The sequence below is a fragment of the Burkholderia cepacia ATCC 25416 genome, assembly GCF_001411495.1.
GTDB lineage: Bacteria > Pseudomonadota > Gammaproteobacteria > Burkholderiales > Burkholderiaceae > Burkholderia > Burkholderia cepacia.
The window spans coordinates 3649008-3674847 of sequence record NZ_CP012981.1 but is presented as its reverse complement, the minus strand read 5'-3'; the positions used below and the strand labels follow the sequence as shown (position 1 = coordinate 3674847).

Below are 25840 nucleotides of genomic sequence, written 5' to 3'. Positions count from 1 at the left end.
ATAGCAAAACGCCACCATGAATCAGCCAAAAATCAAAAGAGATCCTGAAGGTACGCGCCGCCGCATCCTGATGGCGGCAGCCGAAGAGTTCGCGAGTGGAGGGCTGTTCGGCGCGCGCGTCGACCAGATCGCGCGCCGGGCCGAAACCAACGAGCGCATGCTCTATTACTACTTCGGCAGCAAGGAGCAGCTGTTCACGGCCGTGCTCGAACACGCGTTCTCCGCGCTGACCGAGGCCGAGCGCGTGCTCGACCTCGACGGCGTCGCGCCGGTGGAAGCCGTCACGCGGCTCGCGCATTTCGTCTGGGACTACTACCGCGACCATCCGGAACTGCTCAGGCTCATCAACAACGAGAACCTGCACGAAGCGCGCTACCTGCACAAGTCGACGCGGATCCGCGAGATGATGTCGCCGATCGTCGCGAAGCTCGGCAACGTGCTGACGCGCGGCCAGAAGGCCGGGCTGTTCCGCACCGACGTCGATCCGCTGCGCTTCTACGTGACGCTGTCGGGGCTCGGCTACTACATCGTGTCGAACCGCTTCACGCTCGCCGCGACGCTCGGCCGCGATTTCACCGACACCGACGAACGCGCCGAGATGGTCCGCATGAACACCGAGTTGCTGCTCGCGTATCTGCTGCGTCGCTGACGCACCGGCCGGCTGAAGCGGTCGAAGGATGCAAAAACGCCGCCGTGCGCAGGCAACGGCGGCGTTTTTTCGTCGGAACGCGGTGCGTCAGGCGGCCTTGCGCGTACGCACGGCCTTGACGCGCGGGCCGCTGGCGGCGCGTTTCGCGGCCGGTGCGGCCTTGGCCGGCGCCGCTGCGACTGCCTTGGCGGGGGCCTTCGCGCGCGTGCGCTTCGCCGCGGTGGCGCGCGTCGTTTCGAGCGGCGCATGGCTGGCCGGCACGGCGGAGAGCGTCTTGGGCGCCGGCGCATCCGCGGCATCCTTCGTCGCGCCGTGCTTCGGCTCCGGCGCATGCTCGCGGATGAAGTCGCGCAGTTGCGGATAGATGATCGTGCGCCAGCGGCGGCCCGAGAAAATCCCGTAGTGACCGCACTTCTCGGCGGTCAGGCTGCGGCGCTGGTCCTGCGGGATGCCCGTGCACAGCTCGTGCGCGACGTGCGTCTGGCCGCTGCCGGAGATGTCGTCGAGTTCGCCTTCGATCGTCATCAGCGCGGTACGCTTGATGTCCTGCGGACGCACGCGCTCGCCTTCGACATCCCACGTGCCCTCTGCCAGCCGGAATTCCTGGAACACGATGCGGATCGTCTCGAGGTAATACTCGGCGGCCATGTCGAGCACCGCGTTGTATTCGTCATAGAACTGGCGGTGCGCTTCGGCGTCTTCCTCGTCGCCGCGCAGCAGGCTCTGGTAGAAATCCCAGTGCGACTGTGCGTGCCGCTCCGGGTTCATCGCGACGAAACCCGTGTGCTGAAGGAAGCCCGGATACACCTGGCGGCCTTCGCCCGGGTAGTTCGCGGGCACCGTGTGGATCACGTTGTTCTCGAACCACGCGGTCGAGTGCTGCGTGGCGAGCGAATTCACCGACGTCGGGCTGCGGCGCGCATCGATCGGGCCGCCCATCATTGTCATCGTGAGCGGCGTGTCCTCGCCGCGGCTCGCCATCAGCGAGATCGCCGCGAGCACCGGCACCGTCGGCTGGCACACCGAGATCACGTGCAGGTTGCGCGCGCCGATGTGACGGATGAATTCCTGGATGTATGCGATGTAGTCGTGCAGGTGGAACGGGCCGACCTCGACCGGCACCATCCGCGCGTCGATCCAGTCGGTGATGTACACCTTGTGATCCTGCAGCAGCGTGCGCACGGTGTCGCGCAGCAGCGTCGAGTGGTGGCCCGACAGCGGCGCGCAGACCAGCACGACCGGCTCGTCCTTCAGCTGCGTGACGGCATCGGCGTCGTCCGAATAGCGCTTGAAGCGCAGCAGCCGGCAGAACGGCTTCTCGACGATCGTCTGCTCGACGATCGGGATGTTGTGGCCGTCCTTGACGATCTGGTGAATGTTGAACTCGGGCTTCTCGTAATCCTTGCCGAGCCGGTACATCAGCTCGTACGCGGCGGCCATCCGCGGCGCGCCGGGCATCAGCGAGAACGGGCTGGACGGATTGGCGAACGATTTGGACGCGGCCTGGGCCCAGGCCGTCAGCGGGCTCAGCATGGCTCGCTGGAATTCGTGCAGTTGGTAAAGCATGCAGACTACTCCCGCGTGGGGGACGGTGCGCAAGGGCGGCGTGAGGCGTCGCGGCGTGCCGTGTGGGTCAGCGGCCGGCCATGTTGCACTGCAGCCGGACAATCGCGTCGATCATATCGGACAACGATGGGTGGTGCAATGCAACATTTCCCCGATTTTTCATCAAAGTTTTGCGATTTGACGTTCTCTGAACAAGCCGCTCGCGCCCCGTTCAGCGCCCCGTGGCGACGGCCGGCGCCGGCTGGCCGGCCGCGCGCGCCATCGCGTCCTCGTGGTGCATCAGGTTCATCGCGGTATGCACGAGCGCCACGTGCGAGAACGCCTGCGGGAAATTGCCGACGAGCCGCCCGGCCACCGGGTCGTATTCCTCGGCGAGCAGCCCGAGGTCGTTCGACAGCGAGAGCAGCCGGCTGAACAGGCGGTGCGCGTCGTCGATCCGGCCCAGCAGCGCATAGTTGTCGACCAGCCAGAAACTGCACGCGAGAAACGTGCCTTCGCCGGGCGGCAGGCCGTCGTCGTATTCGGTCGTGCGGTAGCGCATCACGAGCCCGTCGTGCAGCAACTCCCGCTCGATCGCTTCGACCGTGCCGACGATGCGCGGATCTTCCGGCGGCAGGAAGCCGAGCAGCGGCATCAGCAGCACGCTCGCGTCGAGTTCGTCGCTGCCGTAGCTCTGTGCAAACGCCCGTTTGCTTTCGTGCCATGCGTTGTCGCACACGTCCGCATGGATCTGCTCGCGCAGCGCGCGCCAGCGGTCGAGCGAGCCGGGCAGCCGGAACATCTCCGCCGACTTGATCGCGCGGTCGAACGCGACCCACGCCATCACCTTCGAGAACGTGAAATGGCGGCGGCCGCCGCGCGTTTCCCAGATGCCTTCGTCGGGCTCCTGCCAGATCTTCTCGAGATGGTCGAGCAGCGCGCACTGCACCGACCACACCGTGTCGTCGGCCTGCAGGCCGCCCACGCGCGCCAGGTGCAGCGCGGCCATCACCTCGCCGAACACGTCGAGCTGGAGCTGGTTCGCGGCGCCGTTGCCCACGCGCACCGGCTTCGAGTCCTGGTAGCCGGGCAGCCAGTCGAGTTCCATTTCCGGCAGCCGGCGTTCGCCGGCGATCCCGTACATGATCTGGATCTGTTCGGGCGAGCCCGCCATCACGCGGCCGAGCCACGTGCGCCACGCGCGCGCTTCGTCGTAGTAGCCGCCGCGCATCAGCGCGAGCAGCGTGATCGTCGCGTCGCGCAGCCAGCAGTAGCGGTAGTCCCAGTTGCGATTGCCGCCGATCTTCTCGGGCAGCGACGTGGTCGGCGCCGCGACGATCCCGCCGGTCGGCTCGTACGCCAGCGCCTTCAGCGTGATCAGCGAACGGCGCACGGCGGCCGCGTAGCGGCCCTGCACCTGGCAGCGGCCCGACCATTCGAGCCAGTAGTTCTCGGTGCGCGCGAGCATCGACAGCGGATCGCGTGCGGGCGGCAGCCGCATGTGCGACGCCGCATAGCTGAGCGAGAACGGCACGCGTTCATCGGCGTTTACGGTGAATTCCGCGAGCGTATGGAGGTTTTTGCCGGTGAGCGGCACCGGCGTGCGCAGCACGACGGTGTCAGGGCCCGCGATCGCCTTCATGCCGTCCTCGCGGGTCAGCTGCGTGACCCACGGAATCGAGAAACCGTAGTCGAAGCGCAGCACGAGCTCCATGCGCATCTTCATCGTGCCGTGGCGGCCGATGACGATCCGCACCAGCTCGGACCAGCCGTTGCCGGGCGGCATGAAGTCGACCACGGTGACGGCACCGTCGGCGCTTTCGTAGTCGGTTTCGAGAATCAGCGTGTCGCCGCGATAGCGGCGCGACGTGTGCGTGATCGCGGCATCGGCGGCCGGCGCGAGCAGCCAGCGGCCGTGCTCGGGGGTGCCGAGAAGCGCCGCGAAGCAGGCGCCCGAATCGAAGCGGGGCCAGCACAGCCAGTCTACGGAGCCGTCTTTGGCGACCAGCGCGGCGGTGTGGCCGTCGCCGACGAGGGCGTAGTCTTCGATCAGGGCAGGCATGGGCAGGCGATCCTTGGGTATTCGAGTTCACAATGCGGACGGCGGCGGCCAAGGCTTCACGCGCGGGCGCCGCGCCCCGTATACTCGGCCGGGCGGCGGAGCGCATGAACGGCCGGCGTTTCGTCCTATCTCAACACTTGAAGCGACTCGATGCAAGGAGGATTCAATGCCCAACCGTTTACGCGAGCGTGACGCACGCGCTTCGACACGAGGGTTCCCGCTTAGGCTCGCTCACTGGATGAAAGGTTTCGCGATCGTGCTCTCCCTTTCCGCGACCCATGCATTTGCGCAGCAATCGCCCGCTCCGGCCGACGGCGTGTACAACCTGCTCGTGGGCACCTACACGGGCGGCGGCAGCGACGGGATCTATGTTTACCGCTTCGATACGAAAACCGGCAGCGTCGCGCCGGTGTCGTCGGCGAAGACGGTGAATCCGTCGTATCTGTTGCCGAGCCGCGACGGTCGTACCGTCTACGCGGTCAACGAACTGCCCGGCGACGACGGGCCGGCGTCGCAGCGCGGCGGCGTCAGCGCCTTCCGCTTCGACGCGAAGACGGGCGCGCTGAGCTTCATCGACCGCGTGTCGTCGGAAGGGAACGATCCTTGCTATCTCGCGCTGTCGCCGGACGGCAAGTACCTCGTGACGGCCAATTACTCGGTCGCGAAGGACCCGGGCGGCAGCTTCGCGGTGTTTCCGCTGCGCGACGACGGCGCGGTCGGCCAGGCCGTGCTGACGGTGCACCACGAGGGCACGGGGCCCGTGAAGGGCCGTCAGGACGGCGCGCACGTGCATTCGACGGTGTTTTCGCCGGATGGCCATTACCTGTTCGTGCAGGATCTCGGCGCGGACAAGGTCTACGGCTACCGGTACACGGTGGACGGCAGCCGCGGGCTGATCAGCCCGACCGACACGCGCTACACGCCGGTCAAGGCGGGTTCGGGCCCGCGTCACATGGTGTTCAGCGCCGATGGCCGGTACGCGTACGTGACGAGCGAGCTCAATGCGGCGGTCGAGGTGTTCGGCTACCACGACGGCAAGCTGACGCCGGTCGAGACCGTATCGATGACCGCGCCGGGCTTCAAGGGCAAGGTCGGCGGCGGTGCGATCCACCTGTCGCCTGACGGCCGCTTCCTGTACGTGAGCAACCGCGGCGATGCGAACGACCTGGTGATCTACGCGGTGAACCAGGCCGACGGCCGGTTGAAGCCCGTCGGCCGCCAGTCGAGCCTCGGCAAGACGCCGCGCGAGTTCCTGATCGACCCGACCGGCAAGTGGCTGATCGTCGGCAACCAAGACAGCGATACGTTCTACGTGTTCAGCCGCAATGTGGAAACGGGGCAACTGGGCCCGAATCCGCAGAAGGTGGCGGTCGGCAAGCCGGTCGACTTCAAGCTGGTGCCGGTGCAGTAAATGACAAAGGGCGCTGCCGATGCAGCGCCCTTTGCTTTACGGGGCGGCCGGTTTCCCGGTGGCCCGCATCGGTGGACGGCCGCCGCCGCCGCGCTCAGTCGGCCGCGGCCGGCACGAGCACCTCGCGGCTGCCGTTGATGCCCATCGGCGACACCAGCCCGGCCGCCTCCATCTGCTCGACGAGCCGTGCGGCGCGGTTATAGCCGATGCGCAACTGCCGCTGCACCGACGAGATCGACGCGCGCCGCGTGCGCACGACGAAAGCGACGGCTTCGTCGTACAGCGGATCGGCCTCCGCGTCCGGCGCATCGCCGAACAGGTCCTGCGTCGCGCCGTCGGCGGCCGGGCCGTCGAGGATCCCTTCCTCGTACTGCGGTTCGCCGAACTGTTTCAGGTACTCGACGATCCGGTGCACTTCCTCGTCGGCGACGAATGCGCCGTGCACGCGCTGCGGATAACCGGTGCCCGGCGGCAGGAACAGCATGTCGCCCATCCCGAGCAGCGATTCGGCGCCCATCTGGTCGAGAATCGTGCGCGAGTCGATCTTCGACGACACCTGGAACGCGACGCGCGTCGGGATGTTCGCCTTGATCAGGCCCGTGATCACGTCGACGGACGGGCGCTGCGTCGCGAGGATCAGGTGGATGCCGGCCGCGCGCGCCTTCTGCGCGAGACGGGCGATCAGTTCCTCGATCTTCTTGCCGGCCACCATCATCAGGTCGGCCAGCTCGTCGATCACGACGACGATCAGCGGCAGCGTCGACAGCGGCTCGGGGTCCTCGGGCGTCAGCGAGAACGGGTTGCCGATCTTCTTTTCCTTCGCTTCGGCATCGCGGATCTTCTGGTTGAAGCCCGCGAGGTTGCGCACGCCGACGGCCGACATCAGCCGGTAGCGCTTCTCCATCTCGCCGACGCACCAGTTCAGCGCGTTGGCCGCGAGCTTCATGTCGGTGACGACCGGCGCGAGCAGGTGCGGGATGCCTTCGTAGACCGACAGCTCCAGCATCTTCGGGTCGATCATGATGAGCCGCACGTCCTCGGGTGTCGCCTTGTACAGCAGCGACAGGATCATCGCGTTGATCGCGACCGACTTGCCCGAGCCCGTCGTGCCCGCGACGAGCATGTGCGGCGCCTTCGCGAGATCGGTGACGACCGGATGGCCGGTGATGTCCTTGCCCATCGCGATCGTCAGTTGCGAGGCCGAGTGCTGGTACTGGCGCGACTCGAGGATTTCCGACAGGCGGATCATCTGGCGCTTCGCGTTCGGCAGTTCGAGGCCCATGCAGGTCTTGCCGGGAATCGTCTCGACGACGCGGATCGACGTGAGGCCGAGGCCGCGCGACAGGTCCTTCATCAGCCCGACGATCTGGCTGCCCCGCACGCCGAGCGCGGGTTCGATCTCGAAGCGCGTGATCACGGGGCCGGCCGATGCGCCGACCACCGTTACCGGCACCTTGAATTCCTGCAGCCGCTGTTCGATGACCTGCGCGGTTTGCGCGAGGTGTTCGTCGGTGATCGTTTCGATGTCGTCGGACGCGGGTTCGAGCAGGTCGAGGGTCGGCAGTTCGACGTTGAACGTCGCGGGCGCGTGGAATTCGAACGCGTTCGGGCGCGGCGGGCGGGCGGGGGTGTCGGGGGCCGGTGCGGGTTCGATTGTTGTGGCGGCGGTCGCTTCTGCCGGCAGGGCAGCGGGAATCGCCGGTACGGGCGTGACCGCCGCCGGTGCGGACAGGCTCGCGCCGGGGAATGTCGTGACGGGTTGCGGGGCAGCGGCTGCCGGTGTCGCGGCGACGTTCGGCACGTGCCAGCTTGCCGGCGACGAGGCCGGGGCGGGCGGGACTGCGAACGTCGTGGCTTCGATTGCGGCAGGTGCGGAAGCGATCGACGGAGTCGGTGTCGCGGCGGTTGTCCCGAAGGACGGCAGCGAGCCGGTCGGAGCGACGGGCGAGCCGGAGATCGGTTGCGCCGGAGTCGCTGCGGCGGACGTGATCGGTGCGACGGCGCCGGGCGACGGTGCAGTCGTGTCGGAAACGGCCGAAGGCACGGGCAGGCTTGCGGCCGGCTGCGGTGTGACCGCGCCGGAGGTGCCGAACGTGCCGAATGTCGTACCCGTCGATGAGCTTGCCGGGTTGGCCGGCGCCGGCGCCGGCGCGGGCGAGCCGGACGCTGTGTTCACGGGCATCGCAGCGACAGCCGGTGCGGGCGCGGTCGAACCGGATGTCGAAGCCGACGTGCCGGCCGTCGACGGAGTCACGACGGGCGATGTGGGCATCGATGCACGGGGGAACGAACCGTAAGTCGTGCCCGTTTCGCTAACCGGGGCTGTCGACGCAACCGATGCAACGGTCGATGTCGACGCGGCCGGCTGCGAAGGCGAAGCCGACGCAGTACCAGTTACGCCGACCGGGGATGCTGATGGGGCGGATGCAGGTGTCGGTGCCAATGCGGCCGGCTGCGAAAGCGAAGCCGACGCAGTACCGGTTACGCCGACCGGGGATGTCGATGGGGCGGATGTAGCGGTCGATGCCAATGCGGACGGCTGCGGCAGTGAAGCCGACGCAGTACCGGTTACACCGATTGAGGATGCTGTTGCACCCGATGCAGCGGTCGATGCCGATGCGGCCGGCTGCGAAAGCGGAGCCGACGCAGTAACGGTTACGCTGACCGGGGATGTCGATGGGGCGGATGCAGCGTTCGATCCCAATGCGGTCGGCTGCGGCAGTGAAGCTGACGCAGCACCGGTTTCGCCGACCAGGGATGCCGATGGGGCGGACGCAACGTTCGATGCCGATGCGGCCGGCTGCGAAAGCGAAGCCAACGCAGCACCGGTTGCGCCGATTGCGGATGTCGACGCGACTGATGCAGCGGTCGATGCCGACGCAGGCGACTGAGCAGACGAACCGGATGCCGTGCCGGTCACGCGATCCGTTGAAGCGGTCTCGGCGACAGGCGATGTCCCCGAAGCGGATGCAGGTGCTTGCGCGGCAAAGCCTTGAGCGGTGCCGACGAGCGGCGACGCAGCAGCCGAAGCCGTCTGCGTTGCGGCGGCAAACGGTTGAGCGGCGACCGACGATTTCGGCAATTCCACGGCGGCGGTCGTATTCGTCGGGGCAGATCGTGCCGTCGACGGTTTCCAAGTCCATTCCGCTGCCGGCGCGGAGCCCTGAGCGCTTGCCGCCGGCGGTGCCGCAAGTTCTGCCGCGTCTGCCTTGACGGCTTCCGGTGCTGCACCCGACACGGCCGATCCCGACGTTGCCGACACCGCCGCAAACGGCCTGGCTTCGGCACTTGCGCGCGACGTCGTTTCGGTGATCGGCGAAGAGGGGAGGGCCGCGAACGGTGCGATGTTCCCTGTCGCTTTCACGTCGGCGTGCGCATCGTCGATGCCCTGCGGCATGCGGGCCGATGCGATGTGATCGATTGCGGGAGCCGGTTGCACCGTGTACCTGTCGTCGTTATCGACGGGCGCCGGCAGGTTGCTCGCGGCGATGTCGCGAGCCGCCTCGCGCCTGGGTTGCGCGGCGGCGGCATCGGCCGGTTCCGATTCCGTCGCGTCCGTCGACGACTCGGCGGCCGGGTTCCACGCGGATGCGTCGAACGCGGAAACCGGCCGGCTGGCGAGGTCTTCCCACGGTGCGAGGTCGATGGGCGCGTCGAACGAAGGTGAGGGTGCGGACGGGATTCCCGGCGTCGGCGCGGCAGGCGCATCGTCGGCGTACCGGATCTCGTCGTCGGCGTGATGCGAAAACGCGGCATCGTCGCTGCCGGTATTCGGCAGCGCGTGCGGGGCGGCCGCGTCGAGCGCCACGGTGCCCGCATCGGCACCCGGTGCATGAACAGCGGGCGCCGCCGGCATGAACGCGTCGAGCACGATCGGTGCGTTGTCGTCGTACGCCGGCGCCGCATCGTGTGCGAGCGACACAGCGGCGTCATGCGCGGCGAGGCCGTGGGTCGCGGCGGCGATCCCGGCCGGCACGGCCGGCACGGTCGATGCGGCCGCCGATGCCGGCGCCGCAACGCCGGCCGCTGCCGCGGCCACACCGGCCACGGTAGCGGCTGCGGCGGCAGCGTGCCCGGCGTCGGCCGGCTGCGCACCGCCCAGCGTCGCCCATTGCGCGGTGCTGGCCTCGATCGAGCGCAGCGTGTCGTGCACGCTCGGTGCCGGCGCGATCGGCGCGGCGGGTTTTTCCGTCCATGCATAGAGCGGTGCACGCGCCGGCGTTTGCGGCGCCGGACGACGTCGTGCCGTATCCGCAGGCTGGCCGGCCGAACCTGCGCCTGCGACGGGGCGTACCGGCGGGCGCTGCGGCTGCGCGGCGGCCGGCCGCGGCGTGACCGTGGTACGCGGCGTAGTCGGCTTCAATGCGGCCGTGGCCGGTCGCGCGGCTGTCGGCCGCGGGCGGACGGGTTCGAATCCGACGGGAAGCGGGGCTGGATCGGGGCGCGGGACCTGCGAATTCGCTGCTGCGCGCGCCAGGCTGGCGGTGCTGCCGGTCGTCGGCGGCGGCATCGCGCTGGCCGGGGGGATCGGTGCGGGCTGCGTCGGCGCGCGCTGGGGCGTGGTCGGCTTCAACCAGCCCGACGGCGCGACGGGTTCCACGTGGGGGCGCGGGGGCGCGCTGCTGCGCGGCTTCGGCCGCGCCTGCGGATCGGGTTTCCACAGCGTCGGACGCGAATACCGGCCGTTCTGGCGCGGCGCCATCGAATTGACGGTATGCGCGGTGGTCGGCTGTACGACGTCGTCGTCGCGATGCAGCGCGCTGCGCGGCAGGTCGGCAATGCCGCGGGCGTCGTCGTCGCCGCCGTCGCGCGACAGCTTGACGCCGAACGACGTGTCGACCCAGGCGGCGAACTGTCGCCAGCCGATGCCGGTCAACCAGGGCAGCCCGGCGAAGAACAGCACGACCATCGCGACCGGCGTGCCGATCGGGCCGAGCACGTGGGCGAAGCCTGCCGAGAACGCATGGCCGAGCGCGTTCGTGTCGGGGCCCGACAGCGGGCTCGTCAGCGTGCAGCTGGCCACGAACACCGCGGCGAAGCCGAGCCACAGACGGATCGAGCCGCGGCCGGCGAGGCCGCCGCCGCCGGGCAGCATCGCCTGCACGAGACGCCAGAAGAGAAGGAGGAACCAGACGGCGGAGATGCCGAACCAGCCGAAGACAACCGTGTGCATGCTTTGAAACAGGAGTGGGGAGGGGCGCGCGGGGCGCGACCCGCCGAGTTTAACCGGCCGGCGAACAAGACTCTAACGCGGCGTGCATCCGCTTCACGCCGCGCACGTGGGTGCGCGGCACACGCGCGTGGCGCGCCACGCGAAGGCGGTCGGTCGGCCTTCGCGCGCGCCGTGCTGCATCAGGGGCTCCGGTGCGTGAAGGTCAGCGTTGCGCCGGACGCGGTCACGATCTGCAACTGCTGCGGCTCGCGCATCTGCACGCCGGTCTTGTCGATGTGGGCGAGTGCGTCGAGGTACGCGGGTTCGAGCTGGCCGCCGAGCGTATTCGGGCAGGCCATCCGCGTGCCGGCGAGCGGCCCGAAGCTCAACAGGCCGTTTTTGATCGCGTAGGTGCCCATGTAGCGGTTGCAGCCCGAGAACCCGCTCGCGCGCCGGATGCCCGACTCGGTCGACAGCGCGAGCTTGATCGGCTCGCCGTTGTCGCCGTGCGGGATCGCGCGCGGCGTGCCGTCGGCGTTCAGCCAGCTGGTGAGCTCCCAGCTCGTGTCGTCGAGCAGCTGGACGGCGGCCGGGTTGTACGGGTCGGGCGCGGGGGCGGCGGAATCGGGGTGGGTCGGCATCGCGCAGGCGGCGAGAAGCGTGGCAAGCGTCAACGCGCAGAGCGGCGCGCGCAACGGGCGAAGCAGGCCGGTGCGTGCGCGTGCGGCCGCGGACAGGTGGGACATGAGCCTCGTTCCTCATCGGATTCTGATCAAGGCGTAAGAGTAACGCACCCGCCCCGCGGCAGGCGAGCCGACACTTCGCGCGTGAAAACGTTCGCAGCCCGCTCGCGAGCGGCCCGACGCGGGGCGGCGGCACGGCGAAACGCGCCAAACCGGTGTCGTGGCGCGTGTTAACATCGGAGCCGTTTTCGTCCTCCACCAGAAGCGGGTAATCACATGCAGATCGGTCAGCGGCTCGGTACGCCGCTCTCATCCTCGGCCACGCGCGTCATGCTGCTCGGCGCCGGCGAGCTCGGCAAGGAAGTCATCATCGCGTTGCAGCGTCTCGGTGTCGAAGTCATCGCGGTCGACCGCTATCCGGACGCACCCGGCCATCAGGTCGCGCATCGCGCGCACGTGATCGACATGACCGACGCCGCCGCGCTGCGCGCGATCGTCGAGGCCGAACGCCCGCACCTGATCGTGCCCGAGATCGAGGCGATCGCGACCGACGCGCTCGCGACGATCGAGGCGGCCGGTCTCGCCGAGGTGATCCCGACCGCGCGCGCGACGCAGCTCACGATGAACCGCGAAGGGATCCGCCGGCTCGCGGCCGAGGAGCTCGGTCTGCCGACGTCCCCGTATGCGTTCGCGGATTCGTTCGAAGCGTTCAGCGCGGCCGTCGCGAAGATCGGCATGCCGTGCGTCGTGAAACCCGTGATGTCGTCGTCGGGCAAGGGGCAGTCGGTCGTGAAGACCGAAGCCGATGTGAAGCCGGCGTGGGACTACGCGATGGCGGGCGGGCGCGTGAACCACGGCCGCGTGATCGTCGAAGGCTTCATCGATTTCGACTACGAGATCACGCAGCTCACCGTGCGCGCGATCGATCCGGCGACGGACGCCACGCGCACCTATTTCTGCGAGCCGGTCGGCCACGTGCAGGTGGCGGGCGACTACGTCGAGTCGTGGCAGCCGCAGCCGATGAGCGCGGCGGCGCTCGAGAAGTCGCGCGAGATCGCGCACAAGGTCACCGAGGCACTCGGCGGGCGCGGGCTGTTCGGCGTCGAGCTGTTCGTGCGCGGCGACGACGTGTGGTTCTCCGAGGTGAGCCCGCGGCCGCACGATACGGGCCTCGTCACGCTCGCGTCGCAGCGCCAGTCCGAGTTCGAGCTGCACGCGCGTGCGATTCTCGGGCTGCCGGTCGATCCGACGCTCGGTTCGCCGGCCGCGTCGGCCGTGATCTACGGCGGCCTCGACGAGCGCGGCATCGCGTTCGAAGGCGTGCGCGACGCGCTTGCGGTGCCGGGCGCCGACCTGCGCCTGTTCGGTAAGCCGGAAAGTTTTGCGAAGCGGCGCATGGGCGTCGCGCTGGCGACCGGCGCGACCGTCGACGAAGCCCGCGAACGCGCGAAGCGTGCCGCCGCGGCCGTCCGGCCCGTGTCGGCGCGCTGACGTAACCAGGAGAGGACGATGACGCCAAGGTGGCTGCGTATCGGAAAGCTGGGCGCCGCACTGGCGCTGGTCGCGAGTCTCGCGGGTTGCGGCGTCGCGGCCGCGCCGTGCCGGGTGGCCTCGGCCGGGCTCAAGATCGTGCCGCTCGTCGGCCATCTCGCGGCCGCGCCGACCGACGCGTGTGCCGACGTCATCGATCCCTGATCGCGCTATACGACGCGATCGCCAACAATAATTGCGCGCCCCGCGAGGGCGCGTTTCCACCCGTCTCGTGAGAGGACCTGCATGATTCGCCAAACGCTCGCCGCGCTCGCGCTCGCCGGCACCGCCGTTTCCGTCGCGCATGCCGCGCAACTGACCGTCGAAGAGATCGACGCCGATTCGCGCCAGTTCGCCGTCTACCAGTGCGCGAACCAGAAACAGCCCGTGCGCGTGTCGTACTGGCTCGCGGGCAACGGCCAGAGCTTCGCGCTCGTGCCGGTCAACGGGAAGCAGATGCTGTTCGTCGACACCGTGTCGGCGTCCGGCGCGCGCTATCAGGCCGGCCGCTATACGTGGTGGACGAAGGGCAAGGAAGCGACGCTGCGCGACGAGATCGCCGACCAGAATGCGCCGCCGCTGCTGGGCGACTGCGTCCAGGTCGAGAAGAAAAAGAAGAAGGGCTGAGCGACGGGCGGGAACGTGGATCGTGCCTGGCGGTGGCAGCCGGCGGCAGGCTTCCGACGTGACTGCCTGCCACGCGGGCCGGCGGCGGGCGATCCGGCAAGACGATCCGGCAAGACGATCCGGCAAGACGATCCGGCAAGACGATCCGGCAAGACGATCCGGCAAGACGATCCGGCAAGACGATCCGGCAAGACGATCCGGCAAGACGATCCGGAATCTGACCCCTGAAATTATCCGTCGACCGATCGGGATAGCCCGATCGGGGCATTCGTCGACCGCGCGGGCCTGCCCGGGCCCGTCGCGCGTACCGCCGTTGGGGCCGTTCGCGGCGTTGTCACGGACAGATGGCTGCGCAGTGCTACAATACGCCCCTTTCCGCCGGCATTCGCGCCGAACGGAGTCCGCACGGCCTGGCGTCCAGCGTTCGCATTGAACCGGTCCCAAGCGCCAGAGCGGCGCCGCGCGGCGCGCCGCGGCTCCGTCTATTTCCGAATTGTGATGAGCGCAGGCCCGGCTGGCCTGACGCACGATGTCCCCGCCGCGCCTTTTGAGCGAAACGCCACCATGTCCGATTCTGTCGCCAAGCCCGTCGACGCAACCTTCGATCAATTCGGCCTTGCCGCCGATATCCTGAAAGCCATTGCGGAGCAGGGCTATACGACGCCGACGCCGATCCAGGCGCAGGCCATTCCGGTCGTGCTCGCCGGCCGCGACGTCATGGGCGCCGCGCAAACGGGCACCGGCAAGACCGCGAGCTTCTCGCTGCCGATCATCCAGCGGCTGCTGCCGCAGGCCAACACGAGCGCGTCACCGGCGCGCCACCCGGTGCGCGCGCTGATCCTCACGCCGACCCGCGAACTCGCCGACCAGGTCGCCGCGAACGTGCACGCGTATGCGAAGCACACGCCGCTGCGCAGCGCGGTCGTGTTCGGCGGCGTCGACATGAACCCGCAGATGGCCGAACTGCGCCGCGGCGTCGAGATCCTGATCGCGACGCCGGGCCGCCTGCTCGACCACGTGCAGCAAAAGACGGCGAATCTCGGCCAGGTGCAGATCCTCGTGCTCGACGAAGCCGACCGGATGCTCGACATGGGCTTCCTGCCCGATCTGCAGCGCATCCTGAACCTGCTGCCGAAGGAGCGTCAAACGCTGCTGTTCTCGGCCACTTTCTCGCCGGAAATCAAGAAGCTCGCGTCGACCTACCTGCGCAACCCGCAGACGATCGAAGTCGCGCGCAGCAACTCGACGAACGCGAACGTCACGCAGATCGTCTACGACGTCGCCGAAGGCGACAAGCAGGCGGCCGTCGTGCAGCTGTTGCGCGATCGCGGGCTCAAGCAGGTGATCGTGTTCTGCAACAGCAAGATCGGCGCAAGCCGGCTGGCGCGCAATCTCGAGCGCGACGGCGTGGTCGCGTCGGCGATCCACGGTGACAAGACGCAGATCGAGCGGATGCAGGCGCTCGACGCGTTCAAGCGCGGCGAGATCGAGGCGCTGGTTGCGACCGACGTGGCCGCGCGCGGCCTCGACATCGCCGAGTTGCCCGCCGTGATCAACTTCGACCTGCCGTTCAGCGCGGAAGACTACGTGCACCGGATCGGCCGTACCGGCCGTGCGGGTGCGACGGGCGACGCGCTGTCGCTGTGCAGCCCGAACGAGCGCAAGCAGCTCGCCGATATCGAGAAGCTGATCAAGCGTCCGCTCGAAATGCAGACGCTCACGCTCGACAAGCCGGCGCGCCATCGTCACGACGAGCGCGGCAACGACCGCGGCGGCGATCGCAACAGCGAGCGCGGCGGCGAACGGGGCGGGCGTCGCGAACGCGACGAACATCGCGGTGCGTCGGGACGCCGCCCGGGCAGCTCCGAGCGCGGTCATCACCGTCGCCACGAAACGCCGGTCGACGATTTCTTCCTGAAGCCGTACGAGCCGTCGGCGCCCGCGAAGCAGCGGGACGACGCGCAGCCTGCGCAGCAGCCCGAGAAGAAGGGGCCGAAGCGTCAGGTCGCCGCGCTGCTCGGCGGGTTCGGGATGCCGCGCAAGCCGTCGGCGTAAGCCTGGCGGACGCGACGGCGCGGCGCGCGAGCGCTGCGGGAAAAGCGGGTGCATGCGATGAGCATGTGCCCGTTTTTCATTGGGGGCGCGGTTCAATGGTGGAGCGGAAGAGGGCGCTTGGCGCCGGCGGAGAGCGATGCAAGCGGCACCCGGCGGGCGCGCGATCGGCACGAAACCGGCACGAAACCGGCACGAAACCGGCACGAAACCGGCACGAAACCGGCGCGAAACCGGCGCGAAACCGGCCGAAACCGGCCGAAACCAGCCGAAACCAGCGCAAAACCAGCGCAAAACCGCGCGTCAGCCGGCCTGCGGCGCGAAGCGCGTCGCCCACGCGGCCGTTGCGGCTGCGTAGAACGCATCGAGAGTCGTGCCTGCGAGCGCGCCGTCCGGCGCGAGGCCCAGATGCGCGGCCGCAGCCTGCAGTGCCGGCAGCGGATCGTCGCGTTCGAGCGCGGTCGCGCCCGTCTGCTTGCTGAGCTTTTCGCCGTTCGCGTCGACCACCACGGGCACGTGCAGGTATCGCGGGGTCGGCACGCCGAGGCAGTGCTGCAGGTAGATCTGGCGCGCGGTCGAGTCGAGCAGGTCGGCGCCCCGCACGACGTGCGTGATGCCTGCATCGGCATCGTCGACGACGACCGCGAGCTGATACGCCCATTGCCCGTCCGCGCGTTTCAGCACGAAATCGCCGACTTCGGTCGCGAGGTTCTGCGTTTGCGCGTGCTGCCAGCGATCGTCGAACGTGACGATCGCGGCGGCGCCGTCCGGCACGCGCAGCCGCCACGCGCGCGCGGGCTTGCCGTGCAGGCCGGTGCGGCAGGTGCCCGGATAGGCGAGCGTCGTGTGGCGCTCGTGCGCGGCGCGCAGCGAGTCGGCGATTTCCTTGCGCGTGCAGCCGCACGGATAGACGAGCCCGGCCGAGACGAGCCGTTCGAGCGCGGCCGTATAGGCTGCGTCGCGGGTGCTTTGCCAGACGGGCGGCTCGTCGGGCGTCATGCCGAAATGCGCGAGCGTCGCGAGGATGTCGTCGGCCGCGCCGGGGACCGTGCGCGGGCCGTCGAGATCCTCGATGCGCACGAGCCATGCGCCGCCGTGCGCGCGCGCGTCGAGCCAGCTCGCGAGCGCGCCGACCAGCGAGCCGAAGTGCAGCGGGCCGGTGGGCGACGGCGCGAAGCGGCCGCGATAGGCGCTCATCGGGGCGCGGGGCGGCGCGCGGTCAGGCTGCGCTGGCTGCCGGTGCGCAGGCCGGGCACGACTGGCCGGGCACGTAGCTCGGCGACTGTTGTGCTTCCGGCGTGACGACCGCGCGGCACGCGAAGCACGTGACGTTCTCGGTGGGCTGGAGTTGCGGATTCAGCGCGGTGCGGTAGTCGAACACGAAGCAGTCGCCGTGATAGTGCGCGCCGCCGACTTCCTCGAAGTATTTCAGGATCCCGCCTTCGAGCTGGTACACGTTCTCGATGCCGATGTCCTTCATGTGGATCGCGGCCTTCTCGCAGCGGATGCCGCCCGTGCAGAACGACACGACCGTCTTGCCTTCGAGGTCGGCGCGGTTCGCGTCGATCACTTCCGGGAATTCGCTGAACTTGTCGATCCGGTAGTCGAGTGCGTTGTCGAACGTGCCGACGTCGACTTCGAATGCATTGCGCGTGTCGAGCATCACGACCGGGCGGCCCGTGTCGTCGTGGCCGCGGTCGAGCCACGTCTTCAGCGTGCGCGCGTCGACGAACGGCGCGCGGCCGAGTTCCGGCTTGATCGCCGGTTTCTTCATCGTGATGATCTCGCGCTTCAGGCGCACGAGCATCCGGCGGAACGGCTGCGAATCGGACAGGCTTTCCTTGAACTGCAGCGACGCGAACTTGCCCTCGAACAGCGGATCGTGACGGATGTACGCGATGAATGCGTCGGCGGCGTCACGCGTGCCGGCGATGAACAGGTTGATGCCTTCCGGCGCGAGCAGGATCGTGCCGCGCAGGCCGAGTTCGTTGCAGCGGGCGGTGACGAGCGGGCGCCATTGCTCGGTCGCGTCGAGCGACACGAAGTGGTAGGCGGCGAGGTTGACGATGGTCATGATGGTCCGACGGGAAAACGGCCGCACGGCGGCCCGCAAAAAAGGGTGCGAAGCCGGGGCGTTGATTCGAAAAACCGTATTATCCCGCAAACGGCGCGGGCATCGGTACCTGGCCGATCGGCCAACCGCGCGACGCGTCGCCGCGCGCATCGGCCGAACGGCCAAAGCGGGCATTTTTTGGGCAGCCTGCGCGGCGGGGCGGCTACAATAGCGCCCATGTCAGATCCCCGCTTCGTCCATCTTCGCGTTCACTCCGAATTCTCGATTGCCGACGGCATCGTGCGCATTGACGACATCGTCAAGGCGGCGGCCGCGGACGGTCAGGGCGCGCTCGCGCTCACCGATCTCGGCAACGCATTCGGCCTCGTCCGTTTCTACCAGGAAGCCCGCGGCAAGGGCATCAAGCCGATCGCCGGCTGCGACGTCTGGATCGCCAATCCCGACGACCGCGACAAGCCGTCGCGGCTGCTGCTGCTCGTCAAGGACAAGGTCGGCTACCTGAATCTCTGCGAGCTGCTGTCGAAGGCGTGGCTCACGAACCAGTACCGCGGCCGTGCGGAACTCGACGCGAGCTGGCTCGACGGCGAGCTCGCGCAGGGGCTCCTCGCGCTGTCGGGCGCGCAACAGGGCGATATCGGGCTCGCGTTTGCCGCGGGCAACGAAGAAGCCGCGCGCCGTCACGCCGAGCGCTGGGCGAAGGTGTTCCCGGGCGGCTTCTACATCGAGCTGCAGCGTTACGGCCAGCCGGGCGCCGAGGCGTACATCCAGCAGGCCGCGACGCTCGCCGCGGCGCTGAAGCTGCCGGTCGTCGCGACGCACCCGACGCAGTTCATGACCGACGACGATTTCACCGCGCACGAGGCGCGCGTGTGTATCTCGGAAGGCGACATCCTCGCGAATCCGCGGCGCCAGAAGCGTTTCACGACCGACCAGTATTTCCGCACGCAGGACGACATGGCCGCGCTGTTCGCCGACCTGCCGTCGGCGATCGCGAACACGGTCGAGATCGCGAAGCGCTGCAACCTGAAGCTCGAGCTCGGCAAGCCGAAGCTGCCGCTGTTCCCGACGCCGGACGGCATGTCGCTCGACGACTACCTCGTCCAGCTGTCGAAGGAAGGGCTCGAGACGCGTCTCGCGCAGCTGTATCCGGCCGAAGCCGAACGCGACGCGCAGCGCGACACGTACTACAAGCGCCTCGAATTCGAATGCGGGACCATCACGAAGATGGGCTTTCCCGGCTACTTCCTGATCGTCGCGGACTTCATCAACTGGGCGAAGAACAACGGCGTGCCGGTCGGCCCGGGCCGCGGCTCGGGCGCCGGTTCGCTGGTCGCGTACGCGCTCGGCATTACCGATCTCGACCCGCTGCGCTACAACCTGCTGTTCGAGCGTTTCCTGAACCCGGAACGCGTGTCGATGCCCGACTTCGACATCGACTTCTGCCAGCACGGCCGCGATCGCGTGATCCAGTACGTGAAGGAAAAATACGGCGCGGACGCCGTGTCGCAGATCGCCACCTTCGGCACGATGGCCGCGAAGGCGGCCGTGCGCGACATCGGCCGCGTGCTCGACCTCGGCTACATGTTCACCGACGGCATCGCGAAGCTGATCCCGTTCAAGCCGGGCAAGCACGTGACGATCGCCGACGCGATGAAGGAGGAGCCGCAGCTTCAGGAGCGCTACGACCACGAGGACGAAGTGCACCAGTTGCTCGACCTCGCGCAGCGCGTCGAGGGCCTCACGCGTAACGTCGGGATGCACGCGGGCGGCGTGCTGATCGCGCCCGGCAAGCTGACCGATTTCTGCCCGCTGTACACGCAGGGCGACGACGGCGGCGTGGTCAGCCAGTACGACAAGGACGACGTCGAAGCCGTCGGCCTCGTGAAGTTCGACTTTCTGGGTCTCACGACGCTGACGATCCTCGACTGGGCCGAGCGCTACATCCGCCGCCTCGATCCGTCGAAGTCCGACTGGTCGCTCGCGCAGGTGCCGCTCGACGATCCCGCCTCGTTCCAGATCCTGAAGAAGGCCAACACGGTCGCCGTGTTCCAGCTGGAAAGCCGCGGGATGCAGGGCATGCTGAAGGATGCGCAGCCCGACCGCTTCGAGGACATCATCGCGCTCGTGTCGTTGTACCGTCCGGGCCCGATGGACCTGATCCCGAGCTTCTGCGCACGGAAGCACGGCCGCGAGAAGGTCGACTATCCGGATCCGCGCGTCGAACCCGTCCTGAAAGAGACCTACGGCATCATGGTCTATCAGGAGCAGGTGATGCAGATGGCGCAGATCATCGGCGGCTACTCGCTCGGCGGCGCGGACTTGCTGCGTCGCGCGATGGGCAAGAAGAAGCCCGAGGAGATGGCCAAGCATCGCGAGATCTTCGCCGAGGGTGCGGCGAAGAACGGCCTCACGCGCGAGAAGTCCGACGAGATCTTCGACTTGATGGAGAAGTTCGCGGGCTACGGCTTCAACAAGTCGCACGCGGCTGCCTACGCACTGCTCGCGTATCACACCGCGTGGCTGAAGGCGCACCATCCGGCCGAATTCATGGCGGCCAACATGACGCTCGCGATGGACGACACCGACAAGGTGAAGATCCTGTTCGACGATTGCATCGTGAACAACCTCGCCGTGCTGCCGCCCGACATCAACCAGTCGCATTACCGCTTCGAGCCGGTCGCGGAAGCCGACGGCAAGCGCTCGCGCACGATCCGCTACGGCCTCGGCGCCGTGAAGGGCAGCGGCCAGAACGCGATCGAGGAAATCCTGCGCGCCCGCGAGGAAAAGCCATTCACCGACCTGTTCGACTTCTGCGAGCGGATCGACCGGCGCGTCGTCAACCGCCGCACGGTCGAGGCGCTGATCCGCGCCGGTGCATTCGATTCGCTGAATACGAACCGTGCCCAGCTGATCGCGTCGGTGCCGCTGGCGATGGAAGCGGCCGACCAGGCCGAGGCGAACGCGATGCAGGCCGGCCTGTTCGACATGGGCGCCGAATCGCCGCACGCGCATGCGCTCGTCGACGAGCCCGCGTGGGACGACAAGCGCCGCCTGCAGGAAGAAAAGGGTGCGCTCGGCTTCTACCTGTCCGGCCACCTGTTCGACGCGTATCGCGACGAGGTGCGCCGTTTCGTGCGGCAGAAGGTCGGCGACCTGAAGGAAGGGCGCGACAAGCTCGTGGCCGGCATCATCGCTTCGCTGCGCACGCAGATGACCCAGCGCGGCAAGATGCTGATCGCGCTGCTCGACGACGGCTCGGGCCAGTGCGAGATCACGATCTTCAACGAGCAGTTCGAGGCAAACAAGGCGCTGTTCAAGGAAGACGAACTGCTGATCGTGCAGGGGCAGGCGCGCAACGATGCGTTCACGGGCGGCATCCGCTTCACGGCCGACACGGTGATGGATCTCGAACGCGCGCGCAGCCGTTATGCGCAGGCCGTGCGGCTGACGATGAACGGCAACGCCGACGCGGCCGCGCTGCGCCGCGTGCTCGAGCCGCACGTGTCGAAGGACGATCCCGCGGCCACGGCTGCGGTCGAGGCGCCTGCACCGCGCGGCGGCGGGCGCGACGGCGGCCGCCGTCCGCAGGCGCCGCTGCCGAACGGGCTCGCGGTGCAGGTTCACTACAGCAACGCGCGGGCGCAAGGCGAAATGCGCCTCGGCGACGCATGGCGCGTGAAGCCGAGCGACGTGCTGCTCGCGGAGCTGCGTGCGGCGTTCGACGGCAGCGTCGTCGAAATCACGTACTGACCGCGCTTCAGCCGAAGGCTGTTGCGCCACGCGGCCCGCCGCATCGCCATCGTGCGGTGCGGCGGGCCGTTTTGCATGTTCACGCAAGCGGGTCTTGGGCTGGCCATCCGGACGCTATACAATCCGGCGCTGGCCGCACGAACGCGGCGCCGATCGCCGCTCGTCCGGCGGGTGGCGCCGGTATCGCGCGCATGAACGGGGGCGGATCCGTGCGGCGAGCGGCGATATGCGACAAGGCCGTCCCGGAACCGGATGCGGGGAAATGGCCCGTCGCGACAACAATGAACTGACAGTCACCACATGACCATGGCCAATGGGAACCCGCCGCAGCGGATCCTCGTGATCCGGATCGATTTTTTGGGCGACATGCTGTGCACGACGGCGTTTCTCGGTGCGCTGAAGGAGCGCTGGCCCGGCGCGGAACTGCATGTGGTCGCGAACCGCTACAACGCGGCCGCGCTGGCCGGAAACCCGGACGTGGACATGATCCACACCTACGTGTACAGCCGCCAATGCGAACGCAACGACCGTCCCGGGCGGATGCGTGCGTTCTTCGACCGGCTGCGGCTCGTGCGCCGTCTGCGCCGCTTGCGGTTCGACCTCGTGGTCGTGCCGAACGGCGGCATGCATCGCAGCAGCATGCAGTTCGCGCGCCAGATCGGCGCGAAGGATTGCCGCTGGCACGATGCCGAGACCGAATTCGACGATCGCAAGCCCGAGCATGTCGCGCAGCGGCCGATGTGCCACGAGGCACTGTCGGGTTTCCGGCTCGTGCCCGAGCTCGGCCGCGCCGATCTCGACCGTCTCGAGTTGTCGGTCCATCCCGACCGCGCGCTGCAGGACGCGTGGCATCGGCTGCTCGGTGCGCGCACGAAGCCGCGGGTCGGGCTGTTCGTGACGAACAAGGCGGCCGAGCGCCGCTGGCCCGCGGATCGCTGGCACGACCTTGCCGAGCGGCTTGCGCCGAGCGTCGACGTGATCGTGTTTCGCGACCCGGCCGTGGGCCATGCGCCCGAGGACGACTCGTGGCGCGACGTGAGCGCCCGCCATGTCGCGCCTTCGTCGGTCGCCGAGCTCGTGGCGGCCGCGAGCCTGCTCGATGCGGTCGTCTCGGCCGACAGCGCCCCCGTGCACCTCGCGTCGGCGCTCGGCGTGCCCGTCGCCGCGCTGTTCGAGGATCGTCCCGAGAAATACCTGCGCTGGCATCCGCTCGGTGTGCCGCACGTGATCCTGCGCGCCGGCGCGACCGTCGACGCGATCGGTGTCGACGCGGTCGAGCGCGCGGTGCGTCATCTGCTGCCGCAGGCCACCCATCGCGACGAACCGCTGGCCGACGCAGCCCACCCGCGGCCGGCTGCCGTTGTTGCGACGCCGGTGATCCTGGCGGCCTCGTAGCGTCACGGGCGTCACAAGCCTCCGCGTGCGGCGCCGGCCCGGCACCGGCGCGCGGTGCGCGATGCGCCTGCCGGGCATCCCTCCATGAGCAGGGCCGTATCAGGGCCGCCGCGCGGCCGATTCGCCAGGCCGCGCCGGCTGCTGCAAAATCCTGTACATTGCCAGCCTTGTTCAGCCAGCCGGATACCTCAATCGCCGTGGCCCTGTTTTCTTCCGCCCGCCCGCCCAGAACCATCCTCGTGGCCGCGCCGCGCCGTATCGGCGACGTGCTGCTGACGACGCCGCTCGTCCGTTCGCTGAAGGCCCGCTGGCCGGATGCGCAGATCGACATGCTGGTGTTTCGCGGCACCGAAGGCGTGCTCGAGCACAATCCGGACGTACGGCACGTGATCGTCGTCGCGCAGCGCGCGGGTTTCCGCGAGCGGTTGCGCGACGCGTTGTCGATGTGGCGCCGCTACGATCTTGCGTGCGCGGCGCTGAGCTCCGACCGGCCGCGCTTCTACAGCTGGTTCGCGGGCCGCAAGCGGGTGGGCCTCGTCGATCCGAACCGCGTGACGTGGCTCACGCGGATGATGCTGAACGGGATCGCGATCAATCATCACGAATCCGCGCATACGGTCGTCAGCACGCTGGCACTCGCGCCGGTGATCGGCATCGAGCCGGTGTCCGAGGTCGTCGCGCCCGGCATCGGCGACGATCCGGCACGGCGTGCGCGTTTCGACGCGTGGCTCGCCGAGTCGCCGGCGATCCGCGCCGGCAAGCCGCTGGTCGTGCTGCATCCGTATCCGATGTTCCGTTACAAGCAGTGGCGGCTCGACGGCTGGGTCGAGATGATCGGCTGGCTGCGCGAGCACGGCTATGCGGTCGCGCTGTCGGGCGGCCCGGCCGACAGCGAGCGCGAGTATGCGCAGCAGGTCGCGGCCGAAGCGGGCGGCGACGTGCTGAACCTGGTCGGACGCCTGACGTTCGGCGAAAGCGCCGAACTCGTACGGCGCGCACGGCTCTTCATCGGGCCCGACACCGGCGCGACGCACGTCGCGGCCGCGACCGGCACCGACACGATCGCGCTGTTCGGTCCGTCCGACCCGGTGCGCTGGGGGCCGTGGCCGCAGCACTGGCCGGCGACCGAGAATCCGTGGCCGCTGCACGGCTCGGGGCGGCACGGGAACGTGTGGCTGCTGCAGGGGGAGGGCGATTGCGTGCCGTGCCGGCACGAGGGCTGCGAGCGCAAGGTCGACAGCCGCAGCGACTGCCTCGTCAATCTCGGTGCGCAGCGCGTGAAGGCCGCAGCGGCCGAGATGCTCGGGCTGAATCCGCCGGGCCCGGCCGCGGTCGCCGTCGATACGTCACGGCTGCATCGCGCCGGCTCCGACTGACGCGCGGGCGGCGCACGCCGTTCTCTTTTGTCGTTCTGGATGGCCTGTTTCGCGACGGGCCGCGCCGAACGCGCGCAGCCCGGTCGCTTCGACGGCGGGTGCCGCCGCCGCCGAAGTCGGTCGGCAGCACGGCGCAGGCCGCCGCGCGTTACGCGCTGCGCCGGATCGCCGACGTCTCGCGCGGCAGCGCCTCGCCGCGCTCGCCGCAGCCGAGCAGGATACCTGCCAGCAGCACGATCAGGTGCCCTTCGGCGAAATCGAGCAGCAACGAATTCGCGAGACTGCCGATCGCGAAGATCGCGAGCCAGGCGAGCAGCAGATGCCGCGAGCGCGGATCGAGCGCGCGGCTGCCGCGTGCGATCTGCACGATCAGGTTGATGAACAGCAGCAGGCCGAGCGTCCCGAGCTGCACGGCCATCAGCAGGTATTCGTTGTGCGGGTTCGACGTCAGCTGGCCTTCGGCGGCCGTCTTGCCGGCCGTGAGTTTCTCGAATTCGAATTCGAGGCCGCCCGCGCCATAGCCGATCAGCGGGCGCTGGCGATACAGTTCGAACCCCTTCTTGTACCACTCGAGGCGCAGCCCGGTCGACGTCGCCGCATCGCTCTGCCGATACTGCTGCACTTCCGACACGACCTTGACGAGCCGGCCGTTGTGAACCGTGCAAGCCGCGACCACCAGCGCGATGCCGGCCAGGACGAACACCCCGGCGACGAGCCCCGCGCGCAGCGCCGACCGGCGGCGCAGCAACAGCACGAACCGCACCGCGACGACGAGGATCAGCAGCAGCGCGATGACTTGCCCGGTGCGCCCCTGCAGCATCACGAAGACGTTCACCAGCGACCATGCGGCGATGGCGGCGCAAGCGACGCGCGACAGCGTCGTGCGCGCCGACAGCGCGAAATCGGCGGCCTGGTAGAACAGCAGCGCGCCGAACATGCCGGCGGCGATGTGGTTCTTGAACACCCATGCGCGCGACAGCGGCAGCTGGGTCGCATGCGCGGGCCCGATCGCGGTCAGCCCGAGATAGTTGGTCGTCGACAGCAGCAGGATGACGCACAGCGTGGCGAACCAGCAGCGCTGCACGATCGGCGCCCAGTTCGAATGACGGAACGCGACCACGGCAAAAGGCAGCAGCAGCAGCTTGTCGTATTTGGCGACCCAGTTCCACGCCTTGGCGTGCGGCGCAACCGTATAAGTGACGCTGACGGCCAGCGCGGCGAGGATCAGCAGTGCCGCGAGCGAAGCCTGGTCGGTGACCAACGAGCGCAGGTCACGCCAGAATTCGGGGGAGATGACGAGCGCGGCGGCGAACAGCCCGCAGAAGACGTTGGTCAGCGCGGTCGAGACCGGCACCATGCAGAGCGCGGCAACGGCGAAGGCGCGGGCGGCGGTCAGGCGCCGCGTGGCGGGAGCGGAAAACGAAAGCATCGGAACCTGTCGAATGGACGAATGCGGCTTGCGGGCATCGTGCTGCGCGCCGCGCGCCCCGGCGGGAGAGCCGGGACGAACGGCGCAGAGTATACGCGAAGCAGG

General features: G+C 68.8%; 20 protein-coding genes and 1 pseudogene. 13 read left to right on the top strand and 8 right to left on the bottom strand.

From position 1 onward, the window contains the following. Positions 1 to 16: 16 nt before the first annotated feature. Entirely contained in the window at positions 17 to 649 is a 633-nt protein-coding gene (locus tag APZ15_RS16980) for a TetR/AcrR family transcriptional regulator (protein WP_021161256.1), read from the top strand. A gap of 87 nt (positions 650 to 736) precedes the next feature. Here the strand turns inward: APZ15_RS16980 and APZ15_RS16975 are convergent, their stop codons facing one another. Together APZ15_RS16975 and APZ15_RS16970 are read right to left on the bottom strand one after the other, a co-directional pair. Next, positions 737 to 2215, bottom strand: coding sequence for a polyhydroxyalkanoate depolymerase (locus tag APZ15_RS16975; RefSeq protein WP_027786809.1), 1479 nt, complete (start codon positions 2213 to 2215; stop codon positions 737 to 739). Positions 2216 to 2426: 211 nt separating this feature from the next. Beyond that, the gene (locus tag APZ15_RS16970; protein WP_027786810.1) at positions 2427 to 4256 is read right to left on the bottom strand and encodes a glycoside hydrolase family 15 protein; all 1830 of its coding nucleotides are present in this window, start codon (positions 4254 to 4256) and stop codon (positions 2427 to 2429) included. 166 nt (positions 4257 to 4422) lie between these two features. Between APZ15_RS16970 and APZ15_RS16965 the strand changes: the two genes are divergently transcribed. After that, positions 4423 to 5667, top strand: coding sequence for a lactonase family protein (locus APZ15_RS16965; protein WP_027786811.1), 1245 nt, complete (start codon positions 4423 to 4425; stop codon positions 5665 to 5667). A gap of 94 nt (positions 5668 to 5761) precedes the next feature. Here the strand turns inward: APZ15_RS16965 and APZ15_RS42705 are convergent. Beyond that, positions 5762 to 7393: pseudogene (locus APZ15_RS42705) on the bottom strand (DNA translocase FtsK); the annotation flags it as partial. A gap of 124 nt (positions 7394 to 7517) precedes the next feature. Between APZ15_RS42705 and APZ15_RS42700 the strand changes: the two are divergent. Further along, entirely contained in the window at positions 7518 to 7964 is a 447-nt protein-coding gene (locus APZ15_RS42700; RefSeq protein ID WP_254696079.1) for a hypothetical protein, read from the top strand. A 15-nt stretch (positions 7965 to 7979) separates the two neighbouring features. Here APZ15_RS42700 and APZ15_RS42695 read toward each other — a convergent pair whose 3' ends face one another. Continuing rightward, complete coding sequence (locus APZ15_RS42695) at positions 7980 to 8804, bottom strand: hypothetical protein (protein WP_138976509.1); 825 nt, start codon at positions 8802 to 8804, stop codon at positions 7980 to 7982. 351 nt (positions 8805 to 9155) lie between these two features. Between APZ15_RS42695 and APZ15_RS42690 the strand changes: the two genes are divergently transcribed. From APZ15_RS42690 to APZ15_RS42570, 3 genes are all read left to right on the top strand, one after another. Next, positions 9156 to 9407: a hypothetical protein gene (locus APZ15_RS42690; protein ID WP_138976508.1), complete on the top strand. Its 252-nt coding sequence runs from the start codon at positions 9156 to 9158 to the stop codon at positions 9405 to 9407. A gap of 114 nt (positions 9408 to 9521) precedes the next feature. Next, complete coding sequence (locus APZ15_RS42575) at positions 9522 to 9869, top strand: hypothetical protein (RefSeq protein ID WP_053088491.1); 348 nt, start codon at positions 9522 to 9524, stop codon at positions 9867 to 9869. 282 nt (positions 9870 to 10151) lie between these two features. Continuing rightward, on the top strand, positions 10152 to 10847 hold the full coding sequence (locus APZ15_RS42570) for a hypothetical protein (protein WP_049117168.1): 696 nt from the start codon (positions 10152 to 10154) through the stop codon (positions 10845 to 10847). A gap of 172 nt (positions 10848 to 11019) precedes the next feature. Here APZ15_RS42570 and APZ15_RS16955 read toward each other — a convergent pair whose 3' ends face one another. Then, positions 11020 to 11565 (bottom strand): META domain-containing protein, encoded by a 546-nt coding sequence (locus tag APZ15_RS16955; protein WP_027786812.1) that lies wholly within the window; start codon positions 11563 to 11565, stop codon positions 11020 to 11022. A gap of 213 nt (positions 11566 to 11778) precedes the next feature. Here APZ15_RS16955 and purT point away from each other — a divergent pair, with 213 nt between their 5' ends. The 4 genes from purT (at position 11779) to APZ15_RS16935 (ending at position 15714) form a co-directional block, all read left to right on the top strand. Continuing rightward, the gene (purT, locus tag APZ15_RS16950; RefSeq protein WP_027786813.1) at positions 11779 to 12993 is read left to right on the top strand and encodes a formate-dependent phosphoribosylglycinamide formyltransferase; all 1215 of its coding nucleotides are present in this window, start codon (positions 11779 to 11781) and stop codon (positions 12991 to 12993) included. A gap of 18 nt (positions 12994 to 13011) precedes the next feature. Continuing rightward, entirely contained in the window at positions 13012 to 13197 is a 186-nt protein-coding gene (locus tag APZ15_RS16945) for a DUF6726 family protein (protein WP_027786814.1), read from the top strand. An 81-nt stretch (positions 13198 to 13278) separates the two neighbouring features. Continuing rightward, positions 13279 to 13659, top strand: coding sequence for an MliC family protein (locus APZ15_RS16940; RefSeq protein ID WP_021161266.1), 381 nt, complete (start codon positions 13279 to 13281; stop codon positions 13657 to 13659). Between the two features lie 564 nt (positions 13660 to 14223). Then, complete coding sequence (locus APZ15_RS16935) at positions 14224 to 15714, top strand: DEAD/DEAH box helicase (protein ID WP_027786815.1); 1491 nt, start codon at positions 14224 to 14226, stop codon at positions 15712 to 15714. A gap of 300 nt (positions 15715 to 16014) precedes the next feature. On the opposite strand, the gene gluQRS is transcribed toward APZ15_RS16935, so the two are convergent. After that, positions 16015 to 16908 (bottom strand): tRNA glutamyl-Q(34) synthetase GluQRS, encoded by an 894-nt coding sequence (gene gluQRS / locus APZ15_RS16925; protein ID WP_027786817.1) that lies wholly within the window; start codon positions 16906 to 16908, stop codon positions 16015 to 16017. Positions 16909 to 16930: 22 nt separating this feature from the next. After that, positions 16931 to 17785, bottom strand: a complete 855-nt coding sequence (locus APZ15_RS16920) for a sulfurtransferase (RefSeq protein WP_027786818.1) — start codon at positions 17783 to 17785, stop codon at positions 16931 to 16933. A 216-nt stretch (positions 17786 to 18001) separates the two neighbouring features. Here APZ15_RS16920 and dnaE point away from each other — a divergent pair, with 216 nt between their 5' ends. The 3 genes from dnaE (at position 18002) to APZ15_RS16905 (ending at position 24306) form a co-directional block, all read left to right on the top strand. Beyond that, positions 18002 to 21535, top strand: a complete 3534-nt coding sequence (gene dnaE / locus APZ15_RS16915; protein WP_027786819.1) for a DNA polymerase III subunit alpha — start codon at positions 18002 to 18004, stop codon at positions 21533 to 21535. Between the two features lie 306 nt (positions 21536 to 21841). Further along, positions 21842 to 22930 carry a glycosyltransferase family 9 protein gene (locus APZ15_RS16910; protein WP_027786820.1) on the top strand — a complete coding sequence of 363 codons (1089 nt, stop codon included), beginning with the start codon at positions 21842 to 21844 and terminating at the stop codon, positions 22928 to 22930. A gap of 197 nt (positions 22931 to 23127) precedes the next feature. After that, complete coding sequence (locus APZ15_RS16905) at positions 23128 to 24306, top strand: glycosyltransferase family 9 protein (protein ID WP_027786821.1); 1179 nt, start codon at positions 23128 to 23130, stop codon at positions 24304 to 24306. A gap of 148 nt (positions 24307 to 24454) precedes the next feature. Here the strand turns inward: APZ15_RS16905 and APZ15_RS16900 are convergent, their stop codons facing one another. Next, positions 24455 to 25735: an O-antigen ligase family protein gene (locus APZ15_RS16900; protein WP_027786822.1), complete on the bottom strand. Its 1281-nt coding sequence runs from the start codon at positions 25733 to 25735 to the stop codon at positions 24455 to 24457. Positions 25736 to 25840 lie beyond the last annotated feature (105 nt).

Coding starts and splice junctions, on each gene's coding strand:
- APZ15_RS16965 (WP_027786811.1), top strand. CDS start 4,423: ATGCCCAACCGTTTACGCGAGCGTGACGCACGCGCTTCGACACGAGGG.
- APZ15_RS16920 (WP_027786818.1), bottom strand. CDS start 17,785: ATGACCATCGTCAACCTCGCCGCCTACCACTTCGTGTCGCTCGACGCG.
- APZ15_RS16955 (WP_027786812.1), bottom strand. CDS start 11,565: ATGTCCCACCTGTCCGCGGCCGCACGCGCACGCACCGGCCTGCTTCGC.
- APZ15_RS42575 (WP_053088491.1), top strand. CDS start 9,522: ATGAACGCGTCGAGCACGATCGGTGCGTTGTCGTCGTACGCCGGCGCC.
- APZ15_RS16935 (WP_027786815.1), top strand. CDS start 14,224: ATGTCCGATTCTGTCGCCAAGCCCGTCGACGCAACCTTCGATCAATTC.
- APZ15_RS16945 (WP_027786814.1), top strand. CDS start 13,012: ATGACGCCAAGGTGGCTGCGTATCGGAAAGCTGGGCGCCGCACTGGCG.
- APZ15_RS42690 (WP_138976508.1), top strand. CDS start 9,156: ATGTCGCGAGCCGCCTCGCGCCTGGGTTGCGCGGCGGCGGCATCGGCC.
- APZ15_RS16970 (WP_027786810.1), bottom strand. CDS start 4,256: ATGCCTGCCCTGATCGAAGACTACGCCCTCGTCGGCGACGGCCACACC.
- APZ15_RS16980 (WP_021161256.1), top strand. CDS start 17: ATGAATCAGCCAAAAATCAAAAGAGATCCTGAAGGTACGCGCCGCCGC.
- APZ15_RS16975 (WP_027786809.1), bottom strand. CDS start 2,215: ATGCTTTACCAACTGCACGAATTCCAGCGAGCCATGCTGAGCCCGCTG.
- gluQRS (WP_027786817.1), bottom strand. CDS start 16,908: ATGAGCGCCTATCGCGGCCGCTTCGCGCCGTCGCCCACCGGCCCGCTG.
- purT (WP_027786813.1), top strand. CDS start 11,779: ATGCAGATCGGTCAGCGGCTCGGTACGCCGCTCTCATCCTCGGCCACG.
- APZ15_RS16900 (WP_027786822.1), bottom strand. CDS start 25,735: ATGCTTTCGTTTTCCGCTCCCGCCACGCGGCGCCTGACCGCCGCCCGC.
- dnaE (WP_027786819.1), top strand. CDS start 18,002: ATGTCAGATCCCCGCTTCGTCCATCTTCGCGTTCACTCCGAATTCTCG.
- APZ15_RS16910 (WP_027786820.1), top strand. CDS start 21,842: ATGGCCAATGGGAACCCGCCGCAGCGGATCCTCGTGATCCGGATCGAT.
- APZ15_RS16940 (WP_021161266.1), top strand. CDS start 13,279: ATGATTCGCCAAACGCTCGCCGCGCTCGCGCTCGCCGGCACCGCCGTT.